At 70.6% G+C, this 13,892-nt stretch carries 13 protein-coding genes and 1 riboswitch; of the genes, 5 read left to right on the top strand and 8 right to left on the bottom strand.

What is annotated here, in order from left to right:
• Positions 1 to 15: 15 nt before the first annotated feature.
• The 6 genes from BBK14_RS26240 to BBK14_RS26215 are packed head-to-tail and all read right to left on the bottom strand — an operon-like array spanning position 16 to position 6,878.
• Positions 16 to 1,095: an LLM class flavin-dependent oxidoreductase gene (locus tag BBK14_RS26240; protein WP_071065923.1), complete on the bottom strand. Its 1,080-nt coding sequence runs from the start codon at positions 1,093 to 1,095 to the stop codon at positions 16 to 18.
• Positions 1,092 to 2,300, bottom strand: coding sequence for an ABC transporter ATP-binding protein (locus BBK14_RS26235; RefSeq protein ID WP_071065922.1), 1,209 nt, complete (start codon positions 2,298 to 2,300; stop codon positions 1,092 to 1,094). The genes BBK14_RS26240 and BBK14_RS26235 overlap by 4 nt, the downstream gene beginning before the upstream one ends.
• The gene (locus BBK14_RS26230) at positions 2,297 to 3,325 is read right to left on the bottom strand and encodes an ABC transporter ATP-binding protein (protein ID WP_071065921.1); all 1,029 of its coding nucleotides are present in this window, start codon (positions 3,323 to 3,325) and stop codon (positions 2,297 to 2,299) included. The genes BBK14_RS26235 and BBK14_RS26230 overlap by 4 nt, the downstream gene beginning before the upstream one ends.
• Entirely contained in the window at positions 3,318 to 4,253 is a 936-nt protein-coding gene (locus tag BBK14_RS26225) for an ABC transporter permease (RefSeq protein ID WP_071065920.1), read from the bottom strand. The genes BBK14_RS26230 and BBK14_RS26225 overlap by 8 nt, the downstream gene beginning before the upstream one ends.
• Complete coding sequence (locus BBK14_RS26220; protein ID WP_071065919.1) at positions 4,250 to 5,290, bottom strand: ABC transporter permease; 1,041 nt, start codon at positions 5,288 to 5,290, stop codon at positions 4,250 to 4,252. The genes BBK14_RS26225 and BBK14_RS26220 overlap by 4 nt, the downstream gene beginning before the upstream one ends.
• A 28-nt stretch (positions 5,291 to 5,318) precedes the next feature.
• A complete protein-coding gene (locus BBK14_RS26215) occupies positions 5,319 to 6,878 on the bottom strand; it encodes an ABC transporter substrate-binding protein (RefSeq protein WP_241831858.1) in 1,560 nt (519 codons plus the stop codon).
• Between the two features lie 688 nt (positions 6,879 to 7,566).
• Positions 7,567 to 7,655: riboswitch (ZMP/ZTP riboswitch) on the top strand.
• A gap of 30 nt (positions 7,656 to 7,685) precedes the next feature.
• Here BBK14_RS26215 and BBK14_RS26210 point away from each other — a divergent pair.
• Positions 7,686 to 8,948, top strand: a complete 1,263-nt coding sequence (locus BBK14_RS26210; protein ID WP_071065917.1) for a serine hydroxymethyltransferase — start codon at positions 7,686 to 7,688, stop codon at positions 8,946 to 8,948.
• Between the two features lie 171 nt (positions 8,949 to 9,119).
• Positions 9,120 to 9,566, top strand: a complete 447-nt coding sequence (locus BBK14_RS26205; RefSeq protein WP_071065916.1) for a DUF1003 domain-containing protein — start codon at positions 9,120 to 9,122, stop codon at positions 9,564 to 9,566.
• Here the strand turns inward: BBK14_RS26205 and BBK14_RS42425 are convergent.
• Positions 9,541 to 9,711, bottom strand: coding sequence for an LmrA/YxaF family transcription factor (locus BBK14_RS42425; protein WP_420849194.1), 171 nt, complete (start codon positions 9,709 to 9,711; stop codon positions 9,541 to 9,543). The two genes, BBK14_RS26205 and BBK14_RS42425, sit on opposite strands and share 26 nt — an antisense overlap.
• A gap of 92 nt (positions 9,712 to 9,803) precedes the next feature.
• On the opposite strand from BBK14_RS42425, the gene BBK14_RS41775 reads away from it, so the two are divergent.
• Both BBK14_RS41775 and BBK14_RS26195 read left to right on the top strand, forming a co-directional pair.
• Positions 9,804 to 10,463 carry a choice-of-anchor K domain-containing protein gene (locus tag BBK14_RS41775; RefSeq protein WP_198541445.1) on the top strand — a complete coding sequence of 220 codons (660 nt, stop codon included), beginning with the start codon at positions 9,804 to 9,806 and terminating at the stop codon, positions 10,461 to 10,463.
• Positions 10,464 to 11,029: 566 nt separating this feature from the next.
• Entirely contained in the window at positions 11,030 to 12,250 is a 1,221-nt protein-coding gene (locus BBK14_RS26195) for an ABC transporter substrate-binding protein (RefSeq protein ID WP_071065914.1), read from the top strand.
• Between the two features lie 9 nt (positions 12,251 to 12,259).
• On the opposite strand, the gene BBK14_RS26190 is transcribed toward BBK14_RS26195, so the two are convergent.
• Positions 12,260 to 13,234, bottom strand: coding sequence for an AraC family transcriptional regulator (locus tag BBK14_RS26190; protein WP_071065913.1), 975 nt, complete (start codon positions 13,232 to 13,234; stop codon positions 12,260 to 12,262).
• Between the two features lie 138 nt (positions 13,235 to 13,372).
• Here BBK14_RS26190 and BBK14_RS26185 point away from each other — a divergent pair.
• Positions 13,373 to 13,892: NAD-dependent epimerase/dehydratase family protein (locus BBK14_RS26185; protein WP_116430158.1), on the top strand; the 520-nt coding region annotated here is incomplete at its 3' end.

The raw sequence follows: 13,892 nt of genomic DNA, 5'->3' as shown, positions 1-13,892 counted from the left end.
GGGCCGGGCCCGTCGTCAGGCGGAGGCGCCGACGGGCTCGCGGTCGGCGGTCTGCTCGCGGACGAGGCGGATCAGGGTGCCGTAGTCCCGGGCGTCGTCCAGCGGCGCGAAGCCGCGGATGAGCAGCGTCGACACCCCGACGTTGACGTAGTCGACGAGCGACTCGGCGACCTGCTCGTAACTGCCGACCAGCGCGGTGGAGTTGCCGGCGGCGCCGGTGGCCTTGGCGACCGCGGTCCACAGCCGCTTGTCGTGGACGTCCGCCTGGTCGGCGTAGCGCAGCAGCCGCTGGCTGCCGACCTGGGCCGACCCGTCGACGTTCATCACCTTCTTCAGGTCGCCGACCCGCTGCCTGGTGAGCTCCAGGATGTCCGCGGCGCGCTGCCAGGCGGCCTGCTCGGTGTCCGCGGGGATGGGGCGCAGGCTGACGCTGAACCGGGGGTCGCGGCCGTACGGCGCGGCGGCGGCCCGCACCTCGCGGATCCGCTCGACGATCCCGGCGATCGGCTCACCCCAGAACGCGTACACGTCGGCGTGCTTGCCGCCGACCCGGACGGCGTCCGCGGACGCGCCGCCGAAGTAGATGGGGATGCGGCCCTCGGGGCGGACCGACGACCGGGCGCCGCGAACCGTGTAGAAGTCACCGTCGTAGTCGAACGGCTCGGCCGACTCCCACTCGCGGCGCAGCACGTCCAGGAACTCGTCGGTGCGCCGGTAGCGGGTCACCTTGTCGGTGAGGTCGCCGTCGCGGGCCTGGTCGGCGTCGTCACCGCCGGTGATGACGTGCAGCGCCACCCGGCCGGGGTGGAAGGCGTCCAGTGTCGCGAACTGGCGGGCCGCGATCGTCGGCGCGGTGAAGCCGGGCCGGTGCGCCAGCAGCACCTTCAACGTCGTCGTCCGGGACAGGATCTGGTCGGTGATGACGAAGCCGTCGGGCGTCGCGGAGCTGTGCGCGACGAGCACCCGGTCGAACCCGGCATCCTCGTGCGTGCGCACCAGGCGCTCCAGGTAGTCCGGGTCGACGACGGGGCCGGACCACGCCTCCGACTCGCTGCCGGCGAAGGTGCTGGCGATACCGATGAACTCGATGCTCACGCTGAGGACTCCTTCAGGATGGCGGTGGAGCCGGTGACCTGGTCCCGCCAGGTTTCGACGTGGTGGCACGCGGCGGCCCATTCGCCGGCCGGCCGGCCGGCGACGGCCCGCCGCGGCGGGGTCTCGGCGCAGGCGTGGGTGGCGAAGCGGCACCGGTGGGCGAACACGCAGCCGCCCGCCGACCGCCGCGCCGCCCCGTCGGAGTCAGAGTCGGCGCCGGGGTCGGCGCCGGCGGCCGGCCGCAGCGACGCCGGGTCGAGCCGGTCCTGGCGGCGGACGCTCGGCGCGGAGGCGATCAGCAGCGCGGTGTACGGATGCTGCGGCCGGCTGAACACGTCCGCGATCGGGCCGTCCTCGACCACCCGTCCCCGGTAGAGCACGACCACCCGGTCGGCGATACCGGCGAGCGAGCTGAGGTCGTGGGAGATGAGGACGATCCCGACCTCGAGCTGCCGGCGGAGCCCGTCGAGCAGCCGCAGGATGTGGTTGCGGTTGGACGCGTCCAGCGCGCTGACCGGCTCGTCGCACAGCAGCAGCCGGGGACGTCCGATGACGGCGCGGGCGATCGAGGCGCGCTGGCGCTGGCCGCCGGAGATCTGCGCGGGGAGCCGGTCGGCGACCGCCGGGTCGAGGCCAACCCGACGCAGCGCGTCGCTCACCTGCTCGGCCCGCGACGCCCGGGTTCCGGTGCCGGTGATCGCCAGTCCCTCCGCGATGCTCGCCCCGATGGTGAGGTCCGGGTCGAGGGCGCGCAGGGGATCCTGGAAGACGAACTGGAGCGCGCCGCTGCGCCGGAAGTCCCGCTGGGCCCGGCCGCGCAGCCGGGAGATGTCGACGCCGTCCAGGAGGACCCGGCCGGCGTCCGGGGCCCCGAGCCCGGCGATCGCCCGGGCCAGCGTCGTCTTGCCGGACCCGGTCTCGCCGATGACACCGACGAGCTCCCCGGCGCGGACGCTCAGGTCCACATCGTCGAGCACCCGGACCCGACGGCCACCGCCCGGCCGGGGGAAGGACAGCCCGAGGCCCTCGACCCGCAACAGCTCAGTCTGCGGGACCGCCACCGTGCCGGTGCCGGTGTCGCCGACGCCGGTGGCAGCTACGCCGGTGGCAGCGCGGCCGGTGGTGGCACGGCCGTCGTCAGTCAGTTCGGTGTCGGCGAGATCGGTGTCGGCCAGGTCGGTGTCGGCGAGATCGGTGTTGGTCATACGGCGGCTCCTGCTCCGATAGCTCCTGCTCCGCTCAACGCGATCTCGCTGGCCCGGACGCACCGGACGGCCCGGTCGGGGGCCTGCTCGGTCAGCGGCACCGGGCCGGAGCGGCACTGCGGGGCGGCGAAGTCACACCGGTCGGCGAACCGGCAGCCGCGGATCTCGGCGCCGACCGGCGGTGGCTCGCCGTCGATGACGTCGGGGGTGCGTCGGTCCCAGTCGCCGACCGAGGCGACCCGCAGCAGCGCCTCGGTGTACGGGTGCCGCGGCGAGTCGAGCACCTCGGCCGTCGGGCCGGTCTCGACGAGCTCGCCGGCGTAGAACACCAGCACCCGGTCGCAGAGCTCGGCGATGACGGCGAGGTCGTGCGAGACAGCCAGCACGGCCAGCCCGCGCTCCCTGCGCAGCCTGCCCAGCAGTTCCAGCACCTCGGCCTGGATGGTGACGTCGAGGGCGGTCGTCGCCTCGTCGGCGACAAGGAGCTCCGGCTCGCCGGACACCGCGATGGCCAGCACGACCCGCTGCAGCATGCCGCCGGACAGTTCGTGCGGGTACTGGTGGTAGACCCGCTCGGGCTCGTGCAGGCCCATCGCGTCGAACAGCGCCACCGCGGCGGTGCGGGCCTCCCGGCGCGGCTTGCCGACCTTCACCCGCAGCTGCTCGGCGAGCTGGTGGCCCACCGTCTGGGACGGGTTGAGGTACGAGGCCGGGTCCTGGAACACCGCGGAGATCCGGGTACCGCGCAGCTGCTCCCAGGCTCGGCGCGGCAGGCCGACCAGCGAGGTGCCGGCGAAGTCGATCGTGCCGGCGGTCACCGCGCAACCGGGCGCGAGCACCCCGAGCACCGACCGGCAGACCAGCGTCTTGCCGCTGCCGGACTCCCCGACGATCCCGACCGCCTCGCCGCGCCGCACCTCGAACGACACCCCGTGGACGGCCTCGGTCCGCCCGCCGCCGATGGCGACCCGAACGCCGTCGACCGTCAGCAGCTGGTCCCCCCGGCCGGTTCCCGGCTCAGGCATGGATCCTCTCCTCCTGCTCGGGGACGGCCACGGCCGGAGCCCCCGGGAGCGCCGGCACGGCGTCCGGACGGGTCGCGCCACGGCCGATCGGATCCACCGCGATTCCCGTGGTGTCGCGGATCGCGTCGGCGATGGCGTTCAGCGAGCCGGCGGTCAGCATGATGGCCAGCGCCGGGATCGCCGGCGCCCACGGCTGCTGGGCCAGGAAGCCCAGGTCGCTGGAGAGCATCCCGCCCCAGGTCGGGGCCGGCGGCTTCACCCCGATGCCGAGGAACGACAGCGAGGACACGGCCAGCAGCGCGGCCGCGGACAGCTGCGCGGTGGTGACCGCGACCGTCGGGAGCACCTTCGACCAGATGTGGGTCCGGATGATCCAGCCGCGGGACGCGCCGAGCAGCTCGGCGACCTCGACGTACTGGGCCCGGGTGAAGGCGAGCGCCGCCGCGCGGGTGACCCGGAAGAACAGCGGTGCCAGCAGCACCCCGATGGCGAGCATCGCCTGGTCACGGCCGTTGCCGATGATCCCGGTCACGGCGATCGCGAAGATGATGTAGGGCAGGGTCATCACCGCGTCCACCAGCCGCTGCGCCACCCACTCGAAGACCCGGCCGAAGACGACCGAGCCCAGCCCGGCCGGCACGCCGAGCAGGAAGGCCACCGTGACCGCCTCCACGGCGCCGACCACCGACCGGCCGGTGGCGTCCATCAGCCGGCTGAGAACATCCCGCCCGAGGTAGTCGGTGCCGAGCCAGTGCGCGCCGCTCGGGCCGGCCAGCAGGTTGGAGGTGTCCTGGGCGAGCGGGTCGGACGGCGCCAGCGTGCCGCCGAGGAACCCGAGCACGGCGACCGCACCGAGGATCACCAGCGCGATCTTCGTGGACCGCAGCCGCACGGCCCGCCGCAACGGGCCCGCTGTCTTCCGCGTCATCGTTCCTGCCTCTTCGCGTGCGGTGTCAGTCGCAGCAGGGCGGCGTTGACCAGGAGGTTGCAGACCACGACAAGCCCGATCATGGTGACCAGCACGCCCTGGATCACCGGGATGTCGCCCTTGCTCGCCGCGTCGAGCCCGAGCTTGCCCAGGCCCGGCAGGTTGAAGGCCGCCTCGGCGACGACCATGGCCCCGATGAGCTGCGGGATGGAGTAACCCAGGAGGGTGAGCGCCGGCCCGGCGGCGTTGCGCAGGGCGTGCCCGAAGACGACCCTTCGCCTCGTCAGCCCGCGGACGTCCGCCCCGGTGATGTAGTTCGCCCGCAGCTCCCCGACGAGGGAGGTACGCAGCTGGCGGGCGAGGCCGGCGGCGGCGTCCACCGACAGCGCGATCGACGGCAGGATGGCGAACCGCAGCCACTGGCCCGGATCCTCGGTGAACGGCACGTAGCCGCCGGAGGGAAGGATCGGGACCGTCACCGAGAACAGCACGATCAGCCCGATGCCGACGACGAACGGCGGCACGGTGGCCACGGCCGAGCACAGCATGGTGACCGCCCGGTCGAACCAGCCGCCGGACGACAGCGCCGCCCCGATGCCCAGCCCGCCGCCGACCAGGACGGCGAGCAGCACGGACAGGACTGCGATCGACACGTTCACCGGCAGCGCCTGGGTGATGCTGTCGGTGACCGGGAGCGTGGTGAAGTAGGACCGCCCGAGGTCGCCGGTCAGGGCGTGGCCGAGCCAGCTGAAGTACTGGACGAGCAGCGGCCGGTCGAGCCCGAAGTAGTGGTTCATCCGGTCGATGTCCGCCGGTGTCGCGGTCTCGCCGAGCACCTGGGCCGCCGGGTTGGTGTCGGTGAGAGCCCCCATCGCGTAGGTGATGAAGGTGGAGAGCAGCACCACCGGAATGCCCACCGACAGCGCACTGCGCAGCGGCCGTGCGAATGCCCTGCCCCAGCCGGCCCGCCGGCCGGCCGGGGGCTCAGCCGCCGCGCCGGCCGGCTCGACCGCCGGGCTGATCTCGAGTGTCGTCATCTGGTGCCCTCACCGTCGGTGGCTGGCATTACCCGACCCGGACGCCCTCGAAGCGCTGCACCGCCAGGAAGCTGCCCAGCTCCGAGACGCTCTTCTTGCGGGCGAGAACACGCGGCGTGGTGAAGAGGAAGATGTTCGGCATCTTCTCGACCGCGATCTTCGTGGCGGCCCGGAGCACCGTCGGGTACGACGGGTCGTCCAACGGCGTCTCCCGCACCTTCTGCAGCGCGGCGGTCAGTTCGGGGGGCGTCTGCCGGCCGGGGTTCATCAGGCCCTGCTCGCCGAACAGCACCTGGAAGGCCTGTACGGCCGAGTCACGGCCGGCGAAACCGTCGGTGGCCAGCGCCCTCGAGTGCTGGATGTACATGATCTGGGTGGCCTGCGCCGCCGGGATCGTCTCGATGGTGAGCTTCACGCCGACCTTGGCGAGCTGGGCCTGCACCTGCTCGGCAAGAGCGGAGCTGACGCCCGTGGTGGTCAGCGGCACCTCGACGCCGTCCGGGAACCCGGCCTCGGCGAGCAGCTTCTTCGCCTTCGCCGGGTCGTACGGGAACGCGTTGTCCAGGCTCGGATCGTGGCCGACGTACCCCGGCGGGAACGGCTGGTAGTTGACCACGCCGAGCCCGAAGGTCTGGGTGTCGGCGAGCGCCTTGCGGTCGAGGGCGTGCTTGAACGCCTGGACGACCTTCGGATTGTCGAACGGCTTCACGGTGATGTTCACGTCGAGAACCGTCGTCACCAGCGAGGGGATGACCTGGACCTCAAGGCCGGCGGCCTTCGCCGCCTCGACCTGGCTGCCCGGGATCTGGGCGACGTCGAGCCGCCCGGACTGCAGCGCCGGGACGGCCGTCGCCGCCTCCGGCGCCGGGTACAGCTCGAAGGCGTCGAGGTGGATGTTCGCCTTGTCCCAGTACTCGGGGAACCGGACGAGCTTCGCCGACTGGTTCGGCACGTACTCGGTGAGCCGGAACGGCCCGGCGCCGACCGGCTTGGTGGCCAGCCCCTTCGCGTCCTTCTCGAAGGCCGTCGGACTGACGATCATGCCGGTCTTGCCGGCGAGCAGGCTCGGGATCTGGTAGTCGGTGGCGGCCAGTTCGATGGTGACGGTCCGGGCGTCGTCGTCCGCGGCCACCGACTTCACCGTGGCGAGCTGCGCGGCGACGAGCGATCCCGGGAAGCTCTTGCCCCGCTCGAGACTCTTCTTGACCGCGGTCGCGTTCAGCGGTGTGCCGTCGCTGAACGTCAGGCCGTCCCGCAGGGTGAAGGCCACCTGGGTCCCGTCCGCGTTGTACTTCCACGACTCGGCCAGCGCCGGTACCGGGTTGCCCTTCTCGTCGAGCTTGGTGAGGGCGGCGTAGGCCAATGAAAGCGCGTGCACGTCCCAGCCCGCGGACGAGGTCACCGGGTCCCAGGAGGTGACGGTCGACCAGCCCCAGCGCAACGTCCCGCCCTCCTTGCCGGCGGACGAGACCGAACCGCTGTCGTCGCCGCAGGCGGCGAGCAGCAGGGAGGAGCCAGCGAGTACGCCGAGACCGAGGAAGCCACGGCGGCCCATTAGCGTCGAATCGGCTCGGAGAGGTGCGTTCACGGGGGACGGTCGTCCTTTCACAGAAAAGTGGGCGCGCGGAATAGCAGGCGTGGCCCGTAGCGATGCGTAGGCAGGCCGCAATCAGCGGTCACCGACGCCCTGAATTCGGGCTCCGCCTGGGACATGTCTTCGGTAGACATGGATAGGGGTGGGGTGGAAACGGGGATGAGAGACCTGGCCAGTGACGCTGGACCCCGCAAACCCGCAGCGGCGGTCGCGATCACATGGCACGGTCAGGCTGCGGTCGGCGTCTCCCGCTGGGACCTTTCCGCCGGAGGGGTCGATACGGAAGCGGAAATGTCAGCGACAGAGTGCGCTGGACGTCCGCCGGTAGTCCACGTAGCGACACGCCACGGGGAGGAATCTCGACCGCATAGGTGGACAATGCCCGATTGGCCGGGGCGGCGTCAACAGCTGACCAGGGACGATGACCCGCAAGGAGCCGCCCCCATCCCATCTGTCGGGTATGTCCGATTCCCAAAGATTCCTTTTGATGGCAGGCATTTCGGCCATTAACCACCGCGGCGGCGCAGCGATCCCGGTGACTTCAACCGCCAGCTCGGATGCCATCCGTAACCGAAGCGACAGCCCAGACGTGACGAACGTCACCATTGCGGGCCGGCGCGCCCGAGGAGGGGCCGCCGATCACCCGCCGACGGGAAGCGGGACCGAGCCACTACGATGGCGGGCGAAGGGTCGTGACTGGCGCGCTCGGGTGGAAGCAACCACCGGGAAGCGACGAAGCTGCTGGCGGCGCCGTGCGCCTGGGCGCCTCCGACGTAGACGTCTGTCCGCGTGGAGGTACACATGCATGAGCCCGCGATGACCCACCTGACCGCCGCCGATCCGGAGATCGGCGGCCTCGTCGAGGCCGAGGCCCGGCGGCAGTACGAGAAGATCCGCCTGATCGCGTCCGAGAACTACGTCTCCACCGCCGTGCTGGAGGCGTCCGGCTCGGTGCTGACGAACAAGTACTCCGAGGGCTACCCCGGCAAGCGCTACTACGAGGGCCAGCAGGTCATCGACCCGATCGAGACGCTGGCGATCGACCGGGCGAAGTCGCTGTTCGGCGTCGAGCACGCGAACGTCCAGCCGTATTCCGGCTCCCCCGCCAACCTCGCGGTCTACCTGGCCTTCCTGCAGCCCGGCGACCCGGTGATGGGAATGGGCCTGCCTTCCGGCGGCCACCTGACCCACGGCTGGACGGTGTCGGCGACCGGCCGCTGGTTCCGCGGGGTCCGGTACGGGGTCCGCCAGGACACCGGGCGGGTCGACCTGGACGAGGTCCGCGACCTCGCCCTCGAGAACCGGCCGAAGGTGATCTTCTGTGGCGGGACGGCGATCCCCCGCACCATCGACTTTCCCGGGTTCGCGGCGATCGCCCGCGAGATCGACGCCGTGCTCGTCGCGGACATCTCCCACATCGCCGGGCTGATCGCCGGCGGCGCCCACCCATCGCCGGTCGGGCACGCTCCGGTCATCACGACGACCACGCACAAGACGCTGCGCGGCCCGCGCGGCGCCATGATCATGTCGGACGCCGCGCACGCGACGGCACTCGACAAGGCCGTTTTCCCGGGCCTTCAGGGCGGCCCGCACAACCACACCACCGCCGCCGTCGCGGTCGCCCTGCGGGAGGCCGCGACACCAGATTTCCGGGAGTACGCGCACCGGGTCGTCGCGAATGCGAAGGCGCTCGCCGAGGCGCTTTCCGGACGCGGTTTCGATCTCATCACCGGCGGCACCGACAACCATCTCATCCTCATTGATCTGACGAGTCGCGGAGTCGCCGGGAAGCCGGCGGCGAAGGCACTCGACCGGGCCGGGATCGAGCTGAACTACAACACGGTGCCGTTCGACCCGCGCAAGCCGTTCGACCCGTCCGGGGTGCGCCTGGGAACCGCCGCGATCACGACCCGCGGGCTACGTCCGGAGCAGATGCCCACCCTCGCTGCCTGGATCGACGAGGCCGTCAAGGCCGCCGGCGACGCGGACGAGGCGACCATCGAGCGGATCGCGGGCGAGGTCAGGGACCTGATGTCGGCCTACCCGATGCCCGGCTGGGTCTGACCGACCCGGCACCAGACCCCACAGCACCACCAGCCAGCCGGCCGGCCCAGCGCCGCCACGGCTCGCTCCGCTCGGCCCGGGCGCGCCCGCCGCACCCGGGCCGAGCCGCACCCGGCGCAGCCCCCGCGGCCACGCCCGCGCCCGCACCCTCGGGTCCGCAACGAGCGGGCCTTGGCCGCTCGGGCACGGACGTCCCAGGACAGGGTCTCGGACGCGACCACGGCGTTCGCCGGGTCACTGCCCTTCGTCTACCTGCACGCCGCGTGGTTCACGATCTGGATTCTGCTCGACAAAGGGGTGTTCGGTGATGCGGCCGTCTTCGACCCCTACCCGTTCGGCCTGCTCACGATGATTGTCAGCCTGGAGGCGATCTTCCTCTCGACCTTCGTGATGATCAGTCAGAACCGGCAGGCCGCCCGCGAGGACATCCGGGCCGAAGTCGACTTCGAGACGAACCTGCGCTCCGAGGTGTGGTCGGTGCACATCGGTAAGGCACTGGGTCTGGACGCGGAGGCCATCGAACAGCACGCCGCCGAGGCCATCGTCGAGAGCAGGGCGGCGATCAGCCGCGGGGAGACGTCCACCCGGCAGGTCACCGCCCCGGCAGGGGGCCGGTAGCTCCGGCGAGCGCGCGCAGCTGGGCGTACACCGCGTCGAACGGCGCGGAGCTCTGTTGCGCACGGCTCATCACCACGGCTCCTTCCGCGGCGGCGATGAGCAGCGTGGCCAGACCGGTTGCCGCCGGCGGCTGACCGACGGCCAATCGACACCGATTAGTGGGTCAGCAGATACGTAAAGCACCAATCACATCGTTCACCTGGCTCTCCAGACGTTCTCCGCACTCAACCCCTTCCACTGTGCAATGTTTTCGGAGCCGCGCGGAGGGATGCGCTCCCGAATTCGACGGCCACAGACAGGGGAATCGTTCGGCGCCGGGGGAACGGAGTACTTCCACTGTGGGCACAGTCAGAACCAACGGCACGTGGACGCGCGTCAGCGTGGACGACCTGCCCAGCCTCACGTTCAACCAGGAGACTGAGAACAGGAGCGAGGTCCGCTGGGACGAACCGCTCGACGGCGGCGCCAGGAGCGGCTACGACTTCGAGGGATACACCACCGACGCGCTCCTCGACGGAACGGACTTCCTGCTGGGCAGGTTCGCCCACCCACAACCAGACGATCCAGCTGCCTACCCAGTGGCAGTTCTCGGTGTACCTCACGGTCAGCGTGTACTTCGAGGACGTGGGGATCGAGCACGACCTCGCCCTGCGTTTCCGGCACGAGGAGAGACCGAACCAGGGCACGCACCCGAACGACGTGATCCGGCTCCCGAAGGTCCACGAGAACGACCTCGTGCATGTCGACGGCGTCGAGTACCGGGCGACGATCACCGGTTTCCTGCTGGGCCAGGGGCCGCGGAGAAGGCGGGTTTCCACCTTCAACGTCCCCGAGGGCAGTTCGATCAGCGCCGGAATCTCCGCGCGCTTCGAGCGGACCAGCCCGCCCGGGTCCTGATACTCCCGGGGCGGGTGGGGTGGTCCATCCGGCCGAGGTGCCGACGCCACCGACGCCGAGATGTACGTGCTCAACGGCGTGACCACCACCCGCCAGACGTCGTCCGGCGACGCGGTCCGCGGCTGACACCGGGAGATCGAGACGGGCGCGCGGCTGGGCCCGTCGGGGACGGTCGGCAGCGAGATCGCCGAGGACAGATGACGGGTCGCGCCCGCCGGCGGGCACGACCGGCGCGCCCGCGCCGCGACGGCTGTCCGGCAAGGGTCGTGGCGCTCCCCGGTCGACCGCGCCTGCGCCTGCGGAGAAGTCGGGGCAGCGAACGGTTCATCCGCGCGGGCAGTGTGCGGGAAATGCGCTCGGCGAGGACTGGCAGTGTCGTCTTGCGGTTCCGCGGCAGCACATCCGTTAGACGAAACTCATTAGGTAGACTACCCGGACTTATCGCGTTTGAGTAGAAGATCTACGAGAAACGAAGGTTTGCATGGCGGCGGATCCGGGAGCGATCCAGTCTGATTGGCACATCGCCGACCCCACCACCAGCCTCTTTATTTTCTGTGGAGAAACAGATGTTCCTGGGTAGATTATCGGCGAGGTTGTGGGGGGGCGTGGCGGCCGCCGCTCTCGCGGTTGCCGTGACCGGCTGTTCGGCGTCGGGAGGCGGCAGCACGACGGAGGCCGCCGCCTGCGACAGCCCCGGCGTCACCGCCGACCAGGTGAAGATTGGCCTCGTGGTCACCGACTCGGGTCCCGGCAGCGCCGCGTTCGACTCGGCCCGCTCCGGTGTTGACGCCAGGATCGGGTTGGCCAATCAGGAAGGCGGCATACACGGCCGTCAGATCGTCTACGAGTGGCGGGACGACGCGAACTCCCCCTCTCAGAATGCCAACGTCACCACGAGCCTCGTCCAGCAGGACTCGGTCTTCGGGCTGCTGACGGTCACCGCCGCGCTCGGGGACTCGTTGGACCGCCTTGCCGCGCAGCAGGTCCCCGTTGTCGGCTTCGCCCAGCCGGACTGGGGTAAATACCAGAACTTCTTCACCTATCTGTACGCGGCGTCGCCCGACACCATCGGCCGCTACATCCAGGCCAGCGGTGGAACAAAGGTCGCCTTCGTGACCACGGGGACGTCGGCCTTCACGCTGCAGGTCATGGCGCGATACCAGGCCGCCTTCCGGGCGATCGGGCTCGGTACGACCGACGCGATCTCCTATGCGAGCAGCACGGACAGCCCGGCCCGGGTGGTCCAGCAGATATCGGCCGCCGGCGCCGACTCCATGATTGGTTTCACGACCTCGGGGGACTTCGCCGCGATCGCGCAGGCCGCCCGCGCAGCGCACCTGGACCTCTCCAGCAGTGTCGCGCTCACCGGGTACGATCACGGCCTGCTGCCGACGCTGGGCCCGGCACTTTCCGGTGTCTCGTTCCCCGTCTACTTCCGGCCCTTCGAGGCCGGGGGCGCGGCCATCGACCGCTACCGCGCGGCGATGACCCGCTTTGCGCCGGAGACGTTCGTCCCCGAACAGCAGTTCGCCATGCACGCCTACATCTACACCGACATGTTCCTTCGCGGCCTCGAACTGGCCGGTCCCTGCCCCACCCGCGAGGGATTCATCAGCGCACTACGGAAGGTCTCCAACTACGACGCGGGCGGCCTGATCGCGCCGATAAACCTCGGCAACAACGCCAGCCAGCCGCTCAACTGCTACGCCTTCGTCAAGATCAACCCGGCCGGAAACGCATTCCAGGTCGTCCACGAACGCCTCTGCGCCGACGGCACAGGCAACTGAGCCGGTCGTTCAGCCCCTTGCTCCCCTGCCGTCCTGTCGTCCCGGCAGGACGGGTTTTTCTCCCGAAGGCGGCTGTGCCTGGCGCCGGTACCTGCCGGGTGCGGCGCCGAATTCACGTTTGAACGCCTTGGCGAACGCGAATTCCGAGCGGTAGCCACAACGTTCGGCGACCGCGCTCAGYGGGGCCTTGGACTCGCGCAGCAGTCGCGCGGCAGTCGTCATCCGCCACCACGTCAGGTACGCCAGTGGGGGCTGACCGACGGTGCTGGCGAACCGTTTGGCGAAGGCCGCGCGTGACAGTCCGGCCTCCCTGGCCAGATCCTCGACGCTCCACGGGCGCCCGGGGTAGCGATGGATGTGGTGCAGCGCCGTCGAGATGGCCGGGTCGTTCAGCGCCATGACCCAGCCGGTCAGGGCATGTCCGGACTGTTCTTCGAGCCAGGCGCGCAGGACGTAGAGCAGCAGCATGTCGATGAGCGCGGGCACGATGGCCTCCGTACCGGCGCGGGGCCGTCGCAGCTCGTTGCCCAGGAGATCGACGGCGGCACGAAGATCGGAGTGGTGCCCTACCCGGGCGGGTAGGTGGACGACCTGGGGCAGGCCGTGGAGCAGCGGGTGCGGGCGGGTCTGGTCGAAGCTGTAGGAGGCGCAGAGCAGCTCCGTGGTGGCGCCCGCACCGGGGATGATCATCTTGCTGATCGGCGACTCGTCGCCGGGATCGGGGTGAAAGTCGACCGTGGGACTGCCCGGCTGGTCGACCAGTGCGTGCGCGTCTCCGTGCGGAGTGAACACCACATCGCCGACGCCGAGCGCCACCGGGGCGCCGTGCTGGGGGATGAGCCAGCACGAACCCTGCAGGACCACGTGACACCCCGCCGTGTCGCCGACCGGAAAGCGCACTCCCCAGGGGGCCCTGCACGTGGTCCGCCCCGCGTACGGCTGCCCGGTGCGCATGGCGGAGAGCAGGTCGCTGAGCAGATCCATGCTCAGACCCTATCTGCAGCCTGCATAGATGATTGGACATGAATTGTAGACAGCAAGCTATTCACTGTCTTCAGCGGGAAACGTACGGTCGAAGTCCAGGCCGACCGCGGATCGCCCGCGCCTCACGATCGGATCTCGATGTCACTCCACGTTGTCGTCGGAGCCAGCCACTCCGGAACAGCCACCGCGCGCCTGCTCGCCGAGTCCGGTGACCGGGTGCGCATACTCAGCCGGCGCGGCGGCGGGCCAGAGCACCCGCTGATCGAACGGATCGCCGCGGACGCCAGCGATGCCGCCCTCCTGACCAGGCTGACCCAGGGCGCYGCCACGCTCTTCAACTGCGCATCGCCGGCCTACAACAGGTTGCCGACAGAGACTCCGGCGTTGGCAGCCGCACTGCTGGCCGCGGCCGAACGCAGCGGCGCGCGCTACGTCAAYCTCAGCAACATCTACGGGTACGGCCCCGTCGTCGGGGCGATGACCGAGGACCTTCCCCTGTCGCCGACCACCATCAAGGGCCGGGTTCGGGCACAGATGTGGCAGGACGCCATCACCGCCCACGAGCAGGGGCGGATCCGTTTCGCCGAGGTACGACCCGGCGACTTCATCGGCCCCGGATCGGTGTCGATGTTCAACCTGATGGTCGCGCCGTCTGTTC

It is taken from the genome of Parafrankia soli, from assembly GCF_001854695.1.
Taxonomy (GTDB): Bacteria; Actinomycetota; Actinomycetes; order Frankiales; family Frankiaceae; genus Parafrankia; species Parafrankia soli.
This window is presented reverse-complemented; position numbering and strand designations above follow the sequence as displayed.